The 19,348-nt window shown below is 68.6% G+C and carries 15 protein-coding genes and 3 pseudogenes; 13 read left to right on the top strand and 5 right to left on the bottom strand.

Features of this window, described 5'->3' with window-relative positions; translation table 11 throughout:
* Positions 1–2: 2 nt before the first annotated feature.
* The 5 genes and pseudogenes from ACZ5NH_RS42365 to ACZ5NH_RS42385 all read left to right on the top strand — a co-directional run.
* Positions 3–1,005 (top strand): annotated as a pseudogene (locus ACZ5NH_RS42365) (AMP-binding protein); the annotation flags it as partial.
* A 126-nt stretch (positions 1,006–1,131) separates the two neighbouring features.
* Positions 1,132–1,548: an AMP-binding enzyme gene (locus tag ACZ5NH_RS42370; RefSeq protein WP_468783455.1), complete on the top strand. Its 417-nt coding sequence runs from the start codon at positions 1,132–1,134 to the stop codon at positions 1,546–1,548.
* A 129-nt stretch (positions 1,549–1,677) separates the two neighbouring features.
* Positions 1,678–2,358, top strand: coding sequence for a PAS domain-containing protein (locus ACZ5NH_RS42375; protein ID WP_468783429.1), 681 nt, complete (start codon positions 1,678–1,680; stop codon positions 2,356–2,358).
* Positions 2,359–2,471: 113 nt separating this feature from the next.
* Positions 2,472–3,287: pseudogene (locus ACZ5NH_RS42380) on the top strand (PP2C family protein-serine/threonine phosphatase); the annotation flags it as partial.
* Between the two features lie 215 nt (positions 3,288–3,502).
* Positions 3,503–3,892: an ATP-binding protein gene (locus tag ACZ5NH_RS42385; RefSeq protein ID WP_468783457.1), complete on the top strand. Its 390-nt coding sequence runs from the start codon at positions 3,503–3,505 to the stop codon at positions 3,890–3,892.
* A 142-nt stretch (positions 3,893–4,034) separates the two neighbouring features.
* On the opposite strand, the gene ACZ5NH_RS42390 is transcribed toward ACZ5NH_RS42385, so the two are convergent.
* The 3 genes from ACZ5NH_RS42390 to ACZ5NH_RS42400 form a co-directional block, all read right to left on the bottom strand.
* Positions 4,035–4,763: a sodium:solute symporter family transporter gene (locus ACZ5NH_RS42390; protein ID WP_468783431.1), complete on the bottom strand. Its 729-nt coding sequence runs from the start codon at positions 4,761–4,763 to the stop codon at positions 4,035–4,037.
* 387 nt (positions 4,764–5,150) lie between these two features.
* Positions 5,151–5,831: a helix-turn-helix domain-containing protein gene (locus ACZ5NH_RS42395; RefSeq protein ID WP_468783433.1), complete on the bottom strand. Its 681-nt coding sequence runs from the start codon at positions 5,829–5,831 to the stop codon at positions 5,151–5,153.
* Positions 5,832–5,874: 43 nt separating this feature from the next.
* Positions 5,875–6,072 (bottom strand): helix-turn-helix domain-containing protein, encoded by a 198-nt coding sequence (locus ACZ5NH_RS42400; RefSeq protein WP_468783435.1) that lies wholly within the window; start codon positions 6,070–6,072, stop codon positions 5,875–5,877.
* Positions 6,073–6,392: 320 nt separating this feature from the next.
* Between ACZ5NH_RS42400 and ACZ5NH_RS42405 the strand changes: the two genes are divergently transcribed.
* From ACZ5NH_RS42405 to ACZ5NH_RS42425, 5 genes and pseudogenes are all read left to right on the top strand, one after another.
* Positions 6,393–8,324 carry a putative Ig domain-containing protein gene (locus ACZ5NH_RS42405; protein ID WP_468783437.1) on the top strand — a complete coding sequence of 644 codons (1,932 nt, stop codon included), beginning with the start codon at positions 6,393–6,395 and terminating at the stop codon, positions 8,322–8,324.
* A gap of 107 nt (positions 8,325–8,431) precedes the next feature.
* Positions 8,432–8,866, top strand: a complete 435-nt coding sequence (locus tag ACZ5NH_RS42410; protein ID WP_468783439.1) for a hypothetical protein — start codon at positions 8,432–8,434, stop codon at positions 8,864–8,866.
* 1,360 nt (positions 8,867–10,226) lie between these two features.
* Positions 10,227–11,321, top strand: a complete 1,095-nt coding sequence (locus ACZ5NH_RS42415) for a phosphatidylinositol-specific phospholipase C domain-containing protein (RefSeq protein ID WP_468783441.1) — start codon at positions 10,227–10,229, stop codon at positions 11,319–11,321.
* Positions 11,322–11,634: 313 nt separating this feature from the next.
* Positions 11,635–12,725, top strand: a pseudogene (locus tag ACZ5NH_RS42420) (integrase core domain-containing protein).
* Between the two features lie 338 nt (positions 12,726–13,063).
* A complete protein-coding gene (locus tag ACZ5NH_RS42425) occupies positions 13,064–13,324 on the top strand; it encodes a hypothetical protein (protein WP_468783443.1) in 261 nt (86 codons plus the stop codon).
* Between the two features lie 2 nt (positions 13,325–13,326).
* Here ACZ5NH_RS42425 and ACZ5NH_RS42430 read toward each other — a convergent pair whose 3' ends face one another.
* Entirely contained in the window at positions 13,327–14,826 is a 1,500-nt protein-coding gene (locus ACZ5NH_RS42430; RefSeq protein WP_468783445.1) for an APC family permease, read from the bottom strand.
* Between the two features lie 121 nt (positions 14,827–14,947).
* Positions 14,948–16,390 carry a gamma-aminobutyraldehyde dehydrogenase gene (locus ACZ5NH_RS42435; RefSeq protein ID WP_468783447.1) on the bottom strand — a complete coding sequence of 481 codons (1,443 nt, stop codon included), beginning with the start codon at positions 16,388–16,390 and terminating at the stop codon, positions 14,948–14,950.
* A 68-nt stretch (positions 16,391–16,458) separates the two neighbouring features.
* On the opposite strand from ACZ5NH_RS42435, the gene ACZ5NH_RS42440 reads away from it, so the two are divergent.
* From ACZ5NH_RS42440 to ACZ5NH_RS42450, 3 genes are all read left to right on the top strand, one after another.
* Complete coding sequence (locus tag ACZ5NH_RS42440) at positions 16,459–17,346, top strand: FadR/GntR family transcriptional regulator (protein ID WP_468783449.1); 888 nt, start codon at positions 16,459–16,461, stop codon at positions 17,344–17,346.
* A 44-nt stretch (positions 17,347–17,390) separates the two neighbouring features.
* Positions 17,391–18,161: a cache domain-containing protein gene (locus tag ACZ5NH_RS42445; RefSeq protein WP_468783451.1), complete on the top strand. Its 771-nt coding sequence runs from the start codon at positions 17,391–17,393 to the stop codon at positions 18,159–18,161.
* Between the two features lie 146 nt (positions 18,162–18,307).
* Entirely contained in the window at positions 18,308–19,288 is a 981-nt protein-coding gene (locus ACZ5NH_RS42450; protein WP_468783453.1) for a tyrosine-type recombinase/integrase, read from the top strand.
* Positions 19,289–19,348 lie beyond the last annotated feature (60 nt).

A 19,348-nucleotide genomic window follows, 5' to 3' on the forward strand; every position in this document is an offset into this window, starting at 1 on the left:
GAATGAACCTCAACGACTTCCTCACGCGCGCCGCCCACGCCCACGGCGACCGGCCCGCCGTCGAACTCGACGACCAGCAGCTCACCTACGCCGAACTGCACGTTCTCGCCGGCCGTACAGCCGCACTCCTCGCCGCGCGCGGCGTCCGACCCGGCGACCGGGTCGGCCTGATGCTGCCCAACGTGCTCGAGTTCCCCGCCCTCTACTACGGCATCCTGCGCGTCGGCGCCGTCGTGGTGCCCATGAACCCCCTGCTCAGGCAGCGCGAGATCGCCCACTACCTGCGCGACAGCGACATGACCCTGCTCCTCGCCCACCAGGACGCCGTCGACGAAGCGCGACGGGGCGCCGAGGGCGCCGCGATCCCGATCGTGCCGGTCACGCCCGGAGGTCTGCCGGACCTGCTCGCCGGGCACCCCGACATGGAGCCGACCGTCGCCCGCAGGGACGACGACCTCGCCGTCATCCTCTACACCTCCGGCACCACCGGTGTCCCCAAGGGTGCCATGCTCACCCACGCTGGACTGGCCCGAAACTGCGAGATCACCGCGCGCGTCCTCCGCCTCACCCCCGACGACGTCGTGATGGGCTGCCTGCCGCTGTTCCACGCTTTCGGACAGGCCTGCGCCATGAACGCCGCCGTGATCGCGGGCGCACGTCTCGCCCTCCTCTCCCGCTTCCACCCCAAGCCAGGCGCTAGGCGTCATCGCGGACCGGAAGGTCACGGTCTTCGAGGGCGTACCGACCATGTACGCCGCCCTGCTCGCCGAGCACCGGCTCGACGCACGCAGCGAGACGGCCTCGCTGCGCCTGTGCATCTCCAGCGGAGCCTCCCTGCCGGTCGAGCTGCTGCATGGTTTCGAAGCCGCCTTCGGCTGCCCGGTACTCGAGGGCTACGGCATGTCCGAAACCTCTCTGGTGGTCTCCTTCAACCACCTGGACCGGCCCCGCAAACCCGGCTCGGTCGGCACCCCCATCGAGGGCGTGGAGATGCGCATCCTCGACCCGCAGGACGGCGTGGGGGAGCTCTGCGTGCGCGGCCACAATGTGATGGCCGGCTACTGGGGGCGCCCCGACGCGACCGCCGAGACCATCGTGGACGGCTGGCTGCACACCGGCGACCTGGCCCAAATGGACGCGGACGGCTACTTCTACATCGTCGACCGTAAGAAAGACCTCATCATCCGCGGCGGCTACAACGTCTACCCCAGAGAGATCGAAGAGGTCCTCTACGAACACCCCGCCGTCGCGGAGGCGGCGGTGATCGGCGTTCGCACGAACTCCTCGGCCAGGAGGTCGCCGCCGTGGTCGCCCTGCGTCCCGGCGGCCGGGCCGACGCCGAGGAACTGCGCCAGTTCGTGCGCCAGCGCGTGGCACCGTACAAATATCCACGGGAGATCCGGCTCGTCGACGCCCTGCCCAAGGGGCCTACCGGCAAGATCCTCAAGCGTGAAATCGGGGGCTTCTAGTCGATCTCAGCCGCCCCGGGCCACAACGGCCTCGGGGCGGTTGTCTGTGCAGGCAGCGGCGACCGTAGCTGTCGTGTGAGGCGGCCACCACCACGGCGTCGCCCGCATGCGACCACGGGTGCCGGCGCCCGAGCACCCCTGATCGGGTCAGCCTGCCTACTCTGGGGGGTGTAGAGGGACACTGAGACCGAACGACGGGACCAGTGGGATGGGCATTCCGGCCGACGCATCGGGCCGCCCCTGGAGCGCGGATGCGCCCGAGCGGCTGATGCCGCGCGAGGAGGACCTGGCCATCCTGGACGCGCTGTTCACCCAGTCACCGATCGGTGTGGCCGTGTTCGACACCCAGCTGCGCCTGGTCCGTGCGAACCCCGCACTGGAACGCATCCACGGGGTTCCCAACGTCCAGCTCCTCGGCCACCGGATCGGCGAGATTCTGCCTGCGCTCGATGCTGCCGGGATCGAGGGTCGGCTCGCGCGGGTCTTGGAGACGGGCCTGCCCGTCGTCGGCACCGAGCACCGCGGTCGTACGCCTGCCGATCCGGGCAGGGACCACGTATGGATGACGTCGTCGTTTGCGCTGACCGGACCGGACGGCCGATGCCTGGGCGTCACCGACCTGATCGTCGACGTCACCGACCGCTACCGTGCCCGCGAGCGCCTGGCCCTGCTCGACGAAGCCACCGGCCGCATCGGAACGACACTCGACGTCACGCGCACGGCCCAGGAGCTCGCCGACGTGCTCGTCCCGCGCCTGGCCGACCTCACCACGATCGACCTCCTGGACGGTGTCATGGCCGACCTCACCACGATCGACCTCCTGGACGGTGTCATGGCCGGCGAGGAAGCCCCGCCCCCGGCGCCGACGGGATCACGCTGCGCCTCGTAGCCCGCAAGGCCTCCCATCCGGGGATCACCGAAAAGCTCCGGCTGGTCGGAGAGGTTCAGGAGTTCCCCGCAGAGTCGCCCTATGTCCATGCTCTCGCCGACGGGCGGCCCCGGTTGCTGTCGGTCGTCGACCCCGACGTCGACTGGGTCCGGAACTCTCCCGACTCCAGGACCAAGGCCCTGCTGGCACACGGGACCCACTCCCTGATGGTGGTGCCCTTGCGGGCAAGAGACACCGTCCTTGGGGTGGGCAATCTGTACCGCACGGAGTCCCGGCCGGACGCCTTAGAACCCGACGACCTGGTCTTCGTGCAGGAGCTGGTCGCCCGCGCAGCCGTCTGCGTGGACAACGCCCGCCGCTACACCCGCGAGCGCTCCGCCGCCGTGACCCTCCAGCAGAGCATGCTTCCGCGCAGCGTTCCCGACCAGGGCGCCGTCGAGGTCGCGCATCACTACCGTCCGGCCCGCGCGCACGCCGGGGTGAGCGGCTGCTGGTTCGATGTGATTCCACTCTCCGGCGCCCGCGTGGCCCTCGCCGTCGGCGACATACCAGCCACGGGTGTCGAGGCGGCCGCCTGCATGGGGCAGATCTGCTCCGCCGTGCGCACTCTCGGACAGCTCGACCTCGCCCCCGACGAAGCACTGGCCCGACTCGACGACATGGTGCCGCGCCTGGTCGAACGCGAACACACGGCAGGGTCCGCACCCATCTTGGAGAAGCGGGCCGGTGCCACCTGCCTGTACACGGTCTACGACCCCGTTTCGCGCTGCTGCGGCATGGCGAGCGCCGGACACCCCCCACCCGTCGTCGCCGATCCGGTCGGCCAGGTCTACTTCGCGGATCTGCCGTCCAACCAGCCGTTGGGACTGGGCGATCCTGTCTTCGAGCCCCAAATGATCGAACTCGCCGAGGGCAGCACCCTCGTGCTGTACACACAAGGCCTCCTGGCGGCCTGCGAGGCGAACCAGGCAACTGCGCGAGCGACTCTGCGCGATCACCGCAGGGAGCAGCCGTCCACCGGACGAGATCGGCCAGGCCATCGTCAACGCAGTCACCCCCCCCCCATCTGGCGGCCGAGGACGACCTGGCGCTGCTCCTCGCCCGTACCCGCTCGCTCGGCGCCGCGCACGTCGCGACATGGGACCTGCCGTGCGACCCCGCCGCCGTCGCCAGTACCCGCTCGCTCGCGGCGCGACAGCTCGACCAGTGGGGGCTGGACCATCTGGCCTTCACCACCGAACTCATCGTCAGCGAACTGGTCACCAACGCCATCCGCTACGGCTCCCCACCGATCCGGCTCCGGCTCATCCGAGACCGGACGCTGATCTGCGAGGTCAGCGACGCCAGCAGCACCTCACCGCACATCCGCCGGGCCTCCACCATCGATGAAGGCGGACGCGGGCTCTTCCTCGTCGCCCAGCGCTCCCACCGCTGGGGAACCCGATACGACGCCACCGGCAAGACCATCTGGGCGGAACAGTCCCTCACCGATATCACCCTCGCAGCGTGCAGCCGTGACCCGCAGGACACGTGACGGCCAGGGCAGGGAGCCACCTCTGCGGCGACTCCAGGGCAACTTACGGTGACGCTTGCCGCCGCAGCGAAATCTGTCGGGCTGTACGCCCCTGCTTGATCGCTCGACGTCCGGAAGCCACTCCTCCGCCTCGACCGCCCGTTCAGTCGCCACCGGCTCCGGCGAGGATCCGAAGCTCCGCTTCCGCGTAGCCGGGTTCGCCCTGCCTGTCGCCGGCCCTGCGCCCGCGTGCACTGACGCTGCCCACCCAGCCGAGGAGGAACGCCGTCGGTATCGACACCAGGCCAGGAGTTTGCAGCGGATACCAGTGGAAGTTGCTGTGCGGGAAGAGCGCGAAGGGCGCGCTGGAGACTGCCGGTGAGAACAGAACCAGTCCGATGGAGGTCGCGAGGCCGCCGTAGACGGTCCACAACAGCCCGGTCCGGTTGTACCGCTGCCAGAAGAGGGTGTAGACGACGGCGGGCAGTACCGAGGAGGCGGCGACGGCGAGGGCGAGGGAGGACAGGAAGTTCACGTTGTAGCCCTGCGAGAGGGCGGCGAGGACGATGCTGAGGACGCCGACGCCCACCCCGGACCAGCGAGCCGACAGGACCTCGCTGACTTCCGTGAGCCGGCCGCGGCGTACTGCGTGCGCGTGGGCGTCGTGGGCCAACGCAGCGGCCGCCGAGAGCGCGGCACCGGCGACCACCCCGAGGACGGCGAAGAACACCGCGCACGCCACGGCCGTGAACAGGGCGCTCCCCGCAGCGCTCGAGGTGCCCCCTTCCAGTCCGCCGGCCAGCAGCAGCAGTGACATCTGGCCCTTGGGGTCGACCGCGGTGATGGTGCGGTCGCCGACCACCGCGGCCGCGCCCAGCCCGGCGATCGCCACGAGCAGGCAGAAGACGCGGCCGGCCGACCCAGAGGCGTGTCACGTCGGCCGACCCCTGTCCCGCGCGAAAATCTCTGTTCGAGACGTTGACCAGGCCATTTGTCCGGACAAGTCAGGCTGCTTGCTGGTACTCGTTGATGAGGCCACCGAGTAGTCGGGTGCCGCGGACGCGGCCTTCCCATGGGATAACGGTTGCTGTCGGGCTGCCCTCTACGGCCTGGGGAGGCCGTTGGCGGAGGGATTGGTGGGGCCTGTGCTGGTTGTAGTGGTCGCCGGCGAGGACGGCGTCGCACGCATCGGAGAACTTGCCGTCCCGGTCCCGTAGGAAGAAGCGGAATCGGTCTACCCGGTCCCCCAAAGTCGACATCAAATTCCTCCCCTGCTGGATCACCCAGTCCCGGTTCGGGTGGCAGTCACACCGAGAATGTGCACCCGGCGTGTCTCAACCTCCATGAAGAACAGCACATAGAGACGTCGGTAAAACGTGGTGTCGACATGGAAGAAGTCGCAGGCCAGTAGGCCCGAGGCCTGGGCTCGCAGGAAGGAAGCCCAGGTGTCGTGCGCCGCCTGGGGCGCGGGCGGAACGTTGCCCTGGCGCAGGACGGCCCGGACGGTAGCGGCCGAGACAGTGATGCCCAACCGGGCCAGCTCCCCCTGCACCCGCCGGTGGCCCCACAGCGGATTCTCGCGGGCCAGGCGCAGTATCAACTCCCGTGTCTCTTCCGGTATCGGTGGTCGGCCGAGACGCTTGTGAGGGTACGTCCACCTGTCCGCGATCAGCTCACGACGCCAGCGCAAGAGCGTCGCCGGTGTGACGAAGAAGCTGCTCCAGCGCTTCCTGGCAAGCAGCCGCGACAAGGCAGCCAGCAACACCCGGTCGCCTGGTTCCAGTCTCGGTTGACCAGCCTGGCGTTGCAGCACCGCGACCTGGTGCCGCAGCACCAACAGTTCGACGTCCTTCGCGGCGCTGCCCAGCAGCCGCAAGCCCCCGGCTCCAGCGACCGGCGTGCCAGCAGGTAGATCCGTGACCACGGCATGACCATCGATCGTGCCCCAAGCGGCGGTCATCCCGCAGGGAAAGGCGGCAGGTCAGCATCTCGAACCCGAGTTTTCACGCGGGACAGGCGAGCCGGCGCCGCACCAGCGCCTCCAGTACGTCGTAGACGCGTTGACGCGGCACATCGGCCTCACGCGCCACCTCCGCCGCCGTGTACGACTCGCGTCTGACCAGCGCGAGGTAGACCCGCGACTCGTAGCGTGCCAGGCCCAGTGCCGTGAGGTCATTGACCGGTCCGTCGTCCGCATCCATGGCTCCACACGTTAGAGCTGATCAGCTGCGGACTCCCCCTGAAGCACCCGTGTATCAACTCCCTTCCCGTTCAAAGTCGTTGATCCTGCAGAAGTTCATGCTTCAAGGACAAGCCTTTGCCATTGGCGGGTAGCGCCTTGGAGTGGGCGCTCACTACCTTTCGCCGAAGCCACCACGGCCAGGGGTGGCAGCTCACAGCAAAGCACGTGCTACTCGCAGCCCACAGGTACCAGTGGTTACGCGCCGTCTCGAATCCTGTCATGACATGCTCCTGACATATACCACGGGTAGGGCATCGATCCCCCATGGAGGGCAGTCTCTTGCGATCGCAGAACACCGACCACGCGAGACCCAACCGGCTCCGACGGCTCACCCGCCGCGGGGCCACCGCCCTGCTGTCGGCCGCGGCCCTGATCACCGGCGGCATGCTGGCCGCCGCGCCCCAGGCGGTTGCCGCACCGACGGCATCACACACGTCGAGCAGCTCCATCGCCAACCCCTACAGCCCCGCCTACCAGCACCCTTACCGGCACGGCGTGTTGCCGACCCTCCAGCGGCACGCCAAGATGGAGTCCTGGGCGGCCGCTCATCCGGCCGCCACCGCAGCGACCGGGCCGCAGACGCTGTCCTACGGCGGCGGCGTCGACGGCATCGGTGTCCAAAGCGGCCACTCGAAGGTCTACCTGGTGTTCTACGGCACACAGTGGGGCACTCAGAGCACCAACAGCAACGGAGACATGACCTTCTCCGGCGACTCGGCGGGCGCCGCCCCCGTCGCCCAGGAGATGTTCAAGGACATCGGCACCGGCAACGAGCTGTGGTCGGCCGACCTGACCCAGTGGTGTGACGGCCCCAACGTGGCGTCGGGCGCCACCAGTTGCCCCGCCAATGCCAACTTCATCCCCTACCAGAGCGGCGGCGTGCTCGCCGGCACGTGGTACGACAACTCGGCCGCCTCGCCCAGTGCCGCCACCGGGCACCAGCTCGGCGCCGAGGCCGTGAAGGCGGCCGGCCACTTCGGCAACACCACGGCCGCCGCCAACCGCGACGCGTACTACGTCGTCCTGTCGCCCCACGGCACCAACCCGGACAGCTACCAGGGCCAGTACTGCGCCTGGCACGACTGGAACGGTGACACCACGCTGACCGGCGGTGCGGTCTCCTCGAGCTACGGCGATATCGCCTTCAGCAACCAGCCGTACAACATCGACTCCGGCGCGGGCTGCGGCGTCGGGTTCGTCAACTCCCCCGGCACACTCGACGGCTGGACCATGACGCTCGGCCACGAGTGGCAGGAGATGATGTCGGACCAGAACCCGGCCGGCGGCTGGACCAACCACACCGGCAGCTCCTACAACGGCCAGGAGAACGCCGACGAATGCGCCTGGATATCGCCGGGCAGCACGGGTGGAGCGGCGAACATCACGATGGGTACCGGCACCTTCGCCGAGCAGGCCAGCTGGTCCAACGACACCAACTCGTGCGCCATCAGCCACGCGATCGTCGGCGGCAGCACCGGGAACACGGTCACCGTCAACAACCCCGGGAACCAGAGCAGCACCGTGGGCACGGCCGTGTCCCTGCAGATGACGGGCTCCGACTCCGCCTCCGGCCAGACCCTCACATACACCGCGACCGGGCTGCCGGCCGGACTGAGCATCTCTTCCAGCGGCCTGATCAGCGGCACCCCCACCACGGCCGGCACCTCCTCCGTCACGGTCACCGCCCACGACACCACGGGCGCCTCCGGCAGCACCTCGTTCACCTGGACCGTCAGCAGCACGGGCGGCGGCTGCGCCAGCCCCGGCCAGAAGCTCGGCAACCCCGGCTTCGAGACGGGCACCGCTTCCCCCTGGACAGCCAGCAGCGGCGTGATCGACAACTCCGGCAGTGAGCCCGCCCACTCCGGCAGCTGGAAGGCCTGGCTGGACGGCTACGGCAGCACCCACACCGACACCCTGTCCCAGTCGGTGACCATCCCCGCCGGGTGCAGCGCCACCTTCTCCTTCTACCTGCACATCGACACCGCCGAGACCACCACGACCACGGCCTACGACAAGCTGACCGTCCAGGTCGGCACCACCACCCTGGCCACCTACTCCAACCTGAACGCGGCCGGCGGTTACGTACTCAAGTCCTTCAACCTCTCCAGCTACGCCGGTCAGACGGTCACGCTGAAGTTCACCGGCACCGAGGACTCAAGCCTGCAGACCAGCTTCGTGGTCGACGACACCGCCCTCAACGCCTCCTGACCCCACCAGGCCCCCGGGCCCAGCAGGACACGTTCCGCCCCAGCAGGGAACCACTGCTGGGGCGGAACCGTCTCACCGGCACACATTGCCGGGAAGGAGTCTCGTTCATGGCGCTCCCTCGCGCCCACTTCGCACCTTGCTTCGCCGCATGCCTGGCTCTCACCGCCATCTCGGCCTGCGGCGCCGACGCCGCGCAGTCTGCCGCGCCGACCACGCCCGCACCCCTCCGGCTGGATGAGCGCACGAACCACACCACCGTCTCGGCCACGGTGGGCACCTCGGTGGTGGTCACGCTGCACAGCACATACTGGTCCGACCTCACCAGCAGAACACCCGATGTCCTGGCCGCCGCCGGCGCCTCGCGGGTCACATCGGCCCACACCTGTGCCCCGGGCAGAGGCTGCGGCACTGTCGAACTCGCCCTGCGCGCCGTCCGGCCCGGCTCAGCAGACATCACGGCCCGCCGCACCAGTTGCGGCGAGGCCCGCCGCTGCGTCGGCGATGAGGGCCGATACAGCGTGACGGTGAAGATCCGTGGGTAGACAACGTCGCTCAGGAGCGTGGTAGTCGGCCCGTGTATCCGGATGGACAGGAGTCCCACGGGCGAAGACGAAGCTGCCTCTGGCGGTGGCAGCTGCTGGCAGAGCTACTCGCGGTTTCGATGGTGTTGCGGCGCCGGGGCGCCGTCAATGATGCGGTACTGCTCGTGTTGCGCCACGTGAACGCGGCGCCGCGCAGACAGTTCCCGAGCCCGGGTTGGTACGAGCCGGCAGATCGCCCGTGGTTCGTGGTGCTGTCCTCCCTGATTCCCCAGCGCCGGTGGGCGCAACTGTTCCCGGTGACGCCCGCGACGCTGCTGGCATGGAACCGCAGTCCGGGCGAGCGCAATTGTGACTACAGCAAGCGCCGAAGGAGGCCCGGTGGACCGTCGACCGTGAGTGCGGTGAAGGCTCTGGTACTGCGGCTCGGCAGGGAGAATCCGCGGTGGGACTGCCGTCGGATCCAAGGGGAACTCGTCCGACTCGGATACCCGGTCGGCTCGACGACGGTTCGGGAGATCCTCACCGCGGCGGGCATCGATCCAGACCCCACGCCGTGGAGGGTCGGCATGACGCGAGTTCCTGACCGCGCAAGCCGAGGGCGTCATCGCCTGCGACTTCGTCCACATCGACCTGGTCGGCCTGCGCCGCCTGTACGCGCTGGCTTCCTCGCACACGGCACACGTGGCTGCGCATCGCGGGAGTGACCGCTCATCCACCGGACTGCGCCTGCCGAAATTGCCATCCATGCAGCTCAAGGCCGTGCCCGGGGCTGAGGCAGGATGATCACCGGTGTTGCTTCGACTCGCCTGCCGGACCGTCTCCAACGCGTTCGCCGTCGTGCGGCTGCTACCGATGAGCGACCGCGTCAAGGACGCGGAGACCTCGCCCTGCGTCACCAGGTCTCCGTCCTCGAGCGGCAACTCGGTACGGACCGGGCGACATTCGCTCCGGAGGACCGCGCATTCCTCGCCGCTCTGCTGGAGCCGCTGCCGCGCGAGGTCCTGAGCCGACTGCGGCTACTGGTCCGACCGGACACCCTGCTGCGCCGGCACGCGGCCTGATGGAGCAGCGCCACGCCCGCACGTGCAGACCGCAGCTGGTCCTGACGGTCCGCCAAGCGACCTTCGTACGCCACCGCTCCACCACCACGACCGTACGACTCGCGACACCCCCCCATGCCCGCTGTCCACTTGTCCTGCCCTGCACGGGGCGAGAGGCGTTCCATTGGGTGACGGAATGCCGCATACGGCTGGAGCGGGGAAGCCGACAGCAGGAGTCCGTATCGCATTACGTGTCATGTCTCCGTCGATTCATGCCTGGCCGTCAACGTTCTGACGCAAAGCCACCCACTGGAGGACACGTGACCGGTCAGTTGAACCGCCGGCTTTCCGTTGGACTGCGTACGGCGCTGATGGGCACGCTCACCGCCTGCCTGGCGTTCACCATCGCCAGCGCCGGAAACGGCACCGCAGCCGCCGACACCACCGGAACGGAAACGCTTCCGCTCTCGGGCGCCACCACGTCCGGCCTGCACAACACCTACGACCCCGCCGCGTTCACCTATCTCGCGCAGGGGCTCGACACGGGCACCTCGATGATCGAACTGGACGTCTGGGACGACTACTTAACCCAGGAGTGGAAGGTCAGCCACGACAGCCTGACGAGCAACAGCAACAACTGCGTCAACGCGTCGGCCCCCGCCGATCTCTACACCGGCGGCGCCAACAAGGACCTGGAGAGCTGCCTGGACGACGTACGGGTCTGGCTCGGCGCGCACCCGGGGCATGCCCCGCTGATCATCAAGCTGGAGATGAAGGCCGGCTTCCAGGCCAACCTCGGGATGAGCCCGGCCAAGCTCGACCAGTCGATCAGCGCCCACCTCGGCAACCTGGTCTTCAAGCCGAACGACCTGCTCAACAAGCCCGGCGGCGGCCAGTACGCCACCCTGGACGACGCGGCAGGCGCCAACAACTGGCCGACCCGGCAGGCGCTCGCCGGCAAGGTGATCTTCGAGATCATCCCGGGCACCGTCGAGGAGAACAACCCGACCGACAGCCTGTGGACGGACAAGGAGTACGCGGGCTACCTGCGTGACCTGCACACCCAGGGCAAGACCGCCCAGGCCAACATCTTCCCGTCGGTCCACAACGCCCAGGCCGGCGACCCGCGCACACGCTACTCCGACACCTCGCTGCGCCCCTGGTTCGTGGTGTTCGACGGCGACGCAGCCACGTACCTCGGCGGCTCCATCGACACGAGCTGGTACGACACGCGCCACTACCTGCTGATCATGACCGACGCGCAGAACGTGCCGCCGCTTCTCGACGACACCAACCCCTCGGACGCGGACGCCCAGGCCCGGATCACCGAACTGGCCAAGGCGCACGCCACGGTCGCCTCCAACGACTGGCGTGGCCTGCCCGACGTCCAGTCGATGGTCGTACCCCGCGGCTGACCCAGCAGCGGTCACGCCGTACGACCAGGCGCCCCCACGGCTCCCGCCGGCCGTGGGGGCGCCGCCGTCCTCATCCCCGTACCCGCACCGACAGTGCGGGTGCCGATAAAGCATCCGCCCAGTTCACGGCCCCGATCGCCGGTCTCCAGCCGTGCCTGCCCCTCTAGTCCGGGATTCGACCAGACGGGTGCCGTTGTCCGAGGTGGGGGTTGTTTTTGACGCTGATCGTCATGGTTGTGCGTGCCGGAAACGTTATCCATGCTGGTCAGCCTGCTGGCGAGCCCGGAGCCGCAGACTGGCATGATGATCGCTCGTGCTGCTGCGCCTCGCCTACCTGGCGATCACGAACACCTTCGCCACCCTGCGACTGCTGCCGCTCAGCGACCACGCCAAGGACATGGAGATCCTGGCCCTACGCCACCAACTCACTGTGCTCGAACGGCAACTCGGCACCAACAAGGTCAAGTTCACCCCTGAGGACCGGGCCTTCCTCGCCGCCCTCCTGGTCCACCTGCCACGCGGCCGGTTGCGGCGCCTGCGGCTGCTGGTGCACCCCGACACCGTTCTGCGCCGGCACCGCGATCTGATCAGGCAGCGTCACGGCAAACTCAGTCGCCCCAAACGGCCCGGCCGCCCGCCGACCTAGCGTTCCATACGACGGCTCGTCCTGCGTCTGGCCCGCGAGAACACCACGTGAGGCTACAGGCGCATCCACGGCGAACTCGCCACCCTCGGCATCCAGATCGCCCCCTCCACCGTCTGGGAGACCCTCAAGAACGAGGGCATCGATCCCGCACCGCAGCGGACCACGTGGGCGGACTTCCTACGTTCCCAGGTCTGCGCCCTTCTGGCCATGGACTTCATCGAGACGGTGACCTGAACGGACACCGCCAGTACATCCTCGCCGTCATCGAGCACGCCACCCGCAGCATCCGCGTCCTGGGCACCACCGCTCATCCCACCACGGCCTGGGTGACCCAGGCGATCAAGAACCTGGTCATGGATCTTGAGGACGCCGGCGCCAAACCCCGGTTCCTCATCCGTGACCGCGACGCCAAGTTCCCCGACCTCATCGGTGAGATCCTTGCCGATGCCAGCGTCCGCACCATACTGACCGGCATCAGGGTGCCGCGCATGAACGCGGTCATGGAGCGGTGGGTGCGAACCCTGCGCCGCGAGCTGCTCGACCGAACCCTGATCTGGAACGAACACCATCTACGTCATGCGCTACGCGAATACGAGCAGCACTACAACGAGCACCGAACTCACCGCTCACTGCAGGCCGCCGCCCCACTCCGCCCCCTGCCCGAACCGATCACCGAACCAGGGCAAAACACCCACCCCGACATACGCCGACACGACCGACTCGGCGGCATCCTCCACGAGCACCAACACGCAGCCTGACCAGCACGGACGTAATTTCCGGCACGCACACGGCTGCCGTGCGAGAGCGAGAGCGTCGCACTCGACGATGAAGTGGGGCGCTCGGCGGTAGGGCCGCAGCGCGCCGCTGCAGGACCAGTAGCTGGTGCCACAGCGCCAGTATCTCCACGTCCTTCTCCCGGTCGCTCATCGGCAGCAGGCGCAGCAGCACAACAGGTCATAATGCCGCCCGGGTCCTGTCCAAGTGAAGATCGCGGGCGAGCGGGGGGTGCCGACCAGAGATCGGCGATCAAGGCTGTGATTGTGCGGATGATGTATCGGCACCCGCATCGGCAGCCGACTGCGGATGCCGACTGCGGATGCCGATGCCGCCGGTGTCGCTGCTGGAGGCGCCTCCGGAGCATGCGCGCGAGAAGGCCCTGTGGTGGGAGGGCCACATCCTGGAGGTCCTCCACGCCGGGCCGGCCGACCGGCGCCCGGTGAGGGAGTTCGTGCGGGCCGGGGTCCCGGATCCGGTGCTGATGGCGAACCTGCGGTGGCTGTCGCGCTACCGTGGGCTTCTCGGGGAGGAGAGCCGGTCGGCGGCTGAGCCGCCGACCGGACGAGACCAGTTGCGGTGATGTCAGTGCTGCGGCTGGGCAGCGCCGTCGTCCGACGTCGCCGCTGCCGCGACCGCGTCCACGCGCGCGTCCTCACGGATCAGCTCGCGGGGACGGGCGATGAGCAGGTAGAGCAGCCCGGCGGCGAGGACGATGGCGACAGAGAAGGGAACGAGCCAGCGGTCGAAGAAGCCCGTGCCGTTGGCGGGCGTCTTCAGGCTGAGCACGATGATGGCCGCGATGCCGTAGAGCAGGCCGACCACGTTGACCGCCCAACCCCAGCGGCCGAGACGAAAGGCGCCGGACGGCTTCCAGCCGCGGAACCGTCCGATCAGGGAAGCCACGACCACACTTTGGAAGCCCACGTAGATGCCGACGACGGCGAAGGTGATGATGCGGGCGACGCTGGCGGACGGCAGCAGGGTGACGCCGACTGGGATGAGGGTGGCCACCGCGATCGCGCCCGGGGGCATGTGGAACTTCGGGTGCAGCGTGGACAGGGCGCGGGAGCCGGCGATGACACCGTCGCGGGCGAACGCGTAGACCAGACGCGTCGTGGCCGCCTGGATGGCGAGCGTGCAGGAGACGAAGCCGAGCACGATCAGCGCCAGGGCGACCTTGGAGCCCACGGTGCCGAGCGACGCGGCGAGCACGGTGCCGATCGGGTCGGCGTCCTTGCCGCTGATCACCGCTCCGAGGTCAGGGACGGCCAGCAGCAGGCCCAGAGTGAGGATGACCGTGGCCACGCCGCCGACGGCCAGGGTCATGCTCATCGCGCGGGGGATCTTGCGGGAGGGGTTCTTGACCTCTTCGGCGATGTCGCCGCACGCCTCGAAGCCGAAGAAGATCCACACACTGAACAGGGCGGCGGCCAGGAAGGCTCCGACGTAGCCACCGGACCCGCCCGCGCCGAAGGTGTGGTTGATCACCGAGACGCTGTGGTGGCGGTGGAACAGCAGCAGGTACAGCCCCAGGCCGACGGTTCCGATGACCTCGGCCACCACGCCCGCTGTCGCGGCGAAGGCCAGACGCTTCACCCCGGCCAGATTCACCGCGCCGGACAGGAGGATGACCACGACCGCTGTGAGCACGGTGGTGGTGTGGTTCACCGGGTAGCCGAGCAGGGGCCCCGCGTACCCGGCGATGGGGAAGGCGACCGAGGCCACGGTGATCAGCAGCGCCCAGGTGTACATCCACCCCGACAGCCAGGCGTAGCGGGGGCCGACCAGCCGCTTGGCCCACTGGTAGATGCCGCCCGCGAGCGGGTACTGCGAGGCGGTCTCGGCGAAGGTGAGCATGACCAGGACCTGGCCGACCAGGACGATCGGGATCGACCACACGAACGCGGGACCGCCGGTGGCCAAGCCGTAGGCGAACAGGGAGTAGACCCCGACGAGCGGCGAGAGGTAGGTGAAGCCGACCGAGAAGTTCTGCCACAGCCCGAGGGCGCGGGTGAGCTGCTGCTGGTAACCCAAGGCTGCCAACTGGGCGGTATCCGCCGCGTCCTGGTCCGCATCGCTCACGGCTGTCGTTTGTCTGGTGGTTGACATCTGGGGGACTCCAGAGTTGGGCGTTGTCCGAGGAAAAGGGGGCGGCGGGGCCGGGGCGACTCCGCACTTCTCGAAGGGCGTCAGGACGTCGTCGTCACTCGGCGATGGACGTCATGACGTGCTTGATCCGGGTGTAGTCCTCGAAGCCGTAGCTGGAGAGGTCCTTGCCGTACCCGGACTTCTTGAAGCCGCCGTGCGGCATCTCAGCGACCAGCGGGATGTGGGTGTTGATCCACACCGCGCCGAAGTCGAGGCGCTTGGCCATGCGCATCGCGCGCGCGTGGTCCTTGGTCCACACCGAGGAGGCGAGCGCGTACTCGACGCCGTTGGCGTTGCGGACGGCCTCGGCCTCGTCGGAGAACTTCTGCACGGTGATGACCGGGCCGAAGACCTCGTTCTGGATGATCTCGTCGTCCTGCTGCAGGCCGGAAACGACGGTCGGGGCGTAGAAGTAGCCCTTGTCGCCGACGCGGTGGCCGCCCGCCTCGACCTTGGCGTGGGCCGGCAGACGGTCGATGAAGCCGGTCATCCGGGCGAGCTGGTCGGCGTTGTTCAGCGGGCCGTAGAGCACGTCCTCGTCGTCCGGCAGGCCGGTCTTCGTCTCCGAGGCGGCCTTGGCCAGCTGGGCCACGAACTCGTCATGGATCGACTCGTGCACCAGCACGCGGGTGGCGGCGGTGCAGTCCTGGCCGGCGTTGAAGTAGCCGGCGACGGAGATGCCCTCGACGGCGGCCGGGATATCGGCGTCCTCGAAGACGACGACCGGGGCCTTGCCGCCCAGCTCCAGGTGGACGCGCTTGACGTCCTTGGAGGCGGAGGCGGCGACCTGGATGCCGGCGCGGACGGAGCCGGTGATGGAGGCCATCGCCGGGGTCTCGTGCTCGACCATCATCCGGCCGGTCTCGCGGTCACCGCAGATGACGTTGAAGACACCCGTCGGCAGGCTGAGCTCTTCAAAGACGGCGCCGACGATCTCGGCGAGCAGCACGGTGGAGGCCGGGGTGGTGTCCGACGGCTTCAGCACGACGGTGTTGCCCGCGGCGATCGCCGGCGCGAACTTCCACACGGCCATCATCATCGGGTAGTTCCACGGCGCCACCTGGGCACAGACGCCGACCGGCTCGCGGCGGATGATCGACGTCATGCCGTCCATGTACTCGCCGGCCGACTTGCCCTCGAGCATGCGGGCGGCGCCGGCGAAAAAGCGGATCTGGTCCACCATCGGAGGAATCTCCTCCGATGCGGTCAGCGCGATCGGCTTGCCGGTGTTCTTGGACTCCACCGCAACGAGTTCCCCGGCCCGCGCCTCGATCGCGTCGGCGATCTTCAGCAGGGCGAGCTGGCGCTGCGAGGGGGTGGTGTCCCGCCACGTCTCGAACGCGTCGGCGGCGGCCACCATCGCGGCATCGACGTCGGCCTGGGCCGACAGCGGGGCGGTGGCGTAGACCTCGCCCGTCGTCGGGTCGATGACCTCGGTGGTGCGGCCGTCGGCCGCATCGGTGAACGCGCCGTTGATGTAGTTGCGCAGCAGGGTCAATCGGAACTCCGAGAACGGGGCCAGACAGGCGGGACAGGGGGCAGAGCAGCCCTGGACCAGGTGCCCAGGTGCTCGCAATCGAGCACAACCGCCTCGATGAACCGATAACATATAGTTCTATATTCCTTGAGACAAGGGGCGGTCACTACGGTTTACAGAGCGGAAACGGATTCTCGGAAGGATGGCACGTGACGCGACGGCTTCTATCCGGTGGCGCTCGTCTTGCCCTGTTCGCACCGCTCGAGACCCAGGGCCGGGCCGAGATCGTCCTGCGCCGGCTGACCGACGCGATCGCGCTCGGCCTCCTCGCCGACGGGGAGCAGCTGCCGGCCGAGAGTGAACTCGCGACCCAGTTCGGCGTCTCTCCCGTGACCGTGCGCGAAGCGCTCACGATCATGCGCCAGCAGAAGTTGATCACGACGCGCCGTGGCCGCGGCGGAGGCAGCTTCGTGTGCGCCGTCCCGGACGCGCCCGCCGCGATTCTCCGGCAGTATCTGGAGGCGCTGACGCTTGCTCAGCTCCGGGACATCACGGATCGCTACGCGGCGATCGCCGGAACCGCTGCCCGCCTCGCCGCCCACCGGGCGGCCGAGGAGGACGTACAGGGACTCGAAGAGGTGGTCGAGGAACTGGCCGAAGCCCCGGACGCGGCTGCCCGACGCCGGGCCGACGGCCTGTTCCGCATCGAGGTCGCGGCCGCGGCGCAGTCTCCGTGGCTCACCCGGGAAGAGCTCAAGCTTCAGACCAAGGTCGGGGCGCTCCTGTGGCTCGCGGACGACGGGGAAGCGGGCCAACGCGTCGCCAGGGATCACCGTGCGATCACCGCCGCCATTGCGGACGGAGACGCCGGGACCGCCCGCTCGCTCGCCGAGGAGCACATCACCCAGGCGATGGACCGGCTCAGGCAGCTGCGCCTGGAGCTGGCCCGTACCATCCCCACCGGGGGCCGAGCATGAAGGCCGACCCTGACCACGAGACGAGAGCCCAGGTGAGCACCCCGATGAGCGAGGAGCCCGACGAGTCGGTCATGGCGGTGACCGATCTGGTTGGCGACATCGTCGCGAACGTTTTCGGCGCACTCGGCGATCTCCGGGCCGCCACGGAGGCTCTGATCCGAAGCCGCCAGGCGGCGGACACCCCCTTGGGCTGGGAGGACCTCGCGGGGCTCCGCCCCGCGATCGAAGCGGTGATCCGGAGGACCGGCGGCATGGCCGCAGGGGCAGGGTTCGTCCCTGTCCCTGGGACGCTCGCGGACGAGCAGCAGTGGCTCGAGTGGTGGCTGCGGGGCGAGCAGACGAAACCGCTTCGCCGACTTGTCGTCGACCTCGACCCCAGCAGTGACCACTACCTCGACTTCACCAAGCTGGCGTGGTACGACACCCCCCTGCGCACCGGCCGCCGCCACATCACCGGGCCGTACGTCGACTACCTCTGTACGGGCGAGTATTCGCTGACCTTCACCATGCCGGTCACCCTGCCCTCCGGCGACAGCCCCGATATATATGGCGTGGTGGGGGCGGACGTCTACGTGTCCGATCTCGAGCCGCGGCTGCTCCCCCATCTCGCCCGCCTCGCGGTTCCGGCGTCGCTCGTCAACGCCCAGCGCCGAGTGGTGATGTCGACCTCCCCCATGCACACCACCGGTTCACTCATCCGCCAGGTCGGTCCGGCCACCCCCGGAACGCCCTCCCACCGTCCCACCACGAACGTGAGCGGCCCCATGTACCAGTGCGGCGACTCGCCCCTGTTCCTCATGGCCCCGTCGCCATAGGCGAGCGACACACTCTGCGGGTGCCGATGGATCATCCGACCAGGGCACAGGCTTGATGGGCGATCTCCCATGCAACTGCCCCATACAACTGCCAGCCGCCCTGCCGTCTTCACCTGGACAGGGTCGGGACGGCATCCTGATCGGTCGTGCTGCGCCTTCGACGCCCCTGCCCGATCAGCGATGAGGAGATCAGCAAGGCCAAGGACCGCAAACACCGCAAGGCGCGGATGGACCAGCGCACCCGCGAACGACTGCCCGTCCTGCCAGTGCTGGCCGACACCGCCGACCGCAGGCGACGCGCCGCAGCTGAACTACTGGCTGCCGCCGAGCACACCCGGCCCGGGGACCTGATCCCCGACACCGCCGGAACCTTGCGCAGAGCCGTCGCGCCCAAGGCCGCCGGACACCTGACCTGGGCCGAGGAGACCTCGACCGGGCGGCGACGGAACGTCACCTACGAGGAGAGCGAAGCCTTCTGGGCCTTCGCCGCAATCGAGGTCCTGCGTCTGACCGGCATCCGCAACGAGGAGCTCCTGGAGCTGACCCACCACAGCATTACCGAATACCGGCTCCCCAGAACCGGCGAAGTCATGCCCCTGCTCCAAGTCGCCCCGTCCAAAACCGACAGCGAACGGCTCCTACTCGTCAGCCCGGAACTGGCGGACATCCTTTCCACCATGGTCCGCCGCCTGCGAGGAAGCAGCGGCGCGATCCCACTGGTGACCTCCTACGACGTCCACGAGCGGGTCTGGAACCCGCCGATGCCGCTGCTGTTCCAACGCGATATCGGCACCGAACACCGCGCCTTCACCCCGACAGCCCTCCGCAAGCTCCTGATCAACGCGCTGGCCACCACGGGCCTGACCGATGCCGGCGGCGAACCGCTCGTCTTCTCCCCGCACGACTTCCGCAGGATCTTCGTCACCGACGCCATCATGAACGGTCTACCACCGCACATCGCCCAAGTGATCTGCGGGCACAAGAGTCTCGACACGACGATGGGCTACAAGGCGATCTACCCCACCGAGACCATCGAGGCCCATCGCGCGTTCATCGCCCGCCGCAGGGCCACCCGACCCAGCGATGAGTATCGAACTGAGCTGCACCCCGTTTCGTGGAGTCCCTGAAGCCAGGCTTATGATCCTGGCCCGAAGGAGAACCACGAGCAGTGCCAGCACCACGTAAGT

The organism is Streptomyces sp. NPDC031426, from assembly GCF_055581585.1.

Bases quoted from the DNA above. Each gene is read 5' to 3' on its own strand.
- ACZ5NH_RS42375 (WP_468783429.1), top strand. From the start codon at position 1,678: ATGGGCATTCCGGCCGACGCATCGGGCCGCCCCTGGAGCGCGGATGCG.
- ACZ5NH_RS42395 (WP_468783433.1), bottom strand. From the start codon at position 5,831: ATGACCGCCGCTTGGGGCACGATCGATGGTCATGCCGTGGTCACGGAT.
- ACZ5NH_RS42400 (WP_468783435.1), bottom strand. From the start codon at position 6,072: ATGGATGCGGACGACGGACCGGTCAATGACCTCACGGCACTGGGCCTG.
- ACZ5NH_RS42410 (WP_468783439.1), top strand. From the start codon at position 8,432: ATGGCGCTCCCTCGCGCCCACTTCGCACCTTGCTTCGCCGCATGCCTG.
- ACZ5NH_RS42370 (WP_468783455.1), top strand. From the start codon at position 1,132: ATGGACGCGGACGGCTACTTCTACATCGTCGACCGTAAGAAAGACCTC.
- ACZ5NH_RS42425 (WP_468783443.1), top strand. From the start codon at position 13,064: ATGCCGATGCCGCCGGTGTCGCTGCTGGAGGCGCCTCCGGAGCATGCG.
- ACZ5NH_RS42445 (WP_468783451.1), top strand. From the start codon at position 17,391: ATGAGCGAGGAGCCCGACGAGTCGGTCATGGCGGTGACCGATCTGGTT.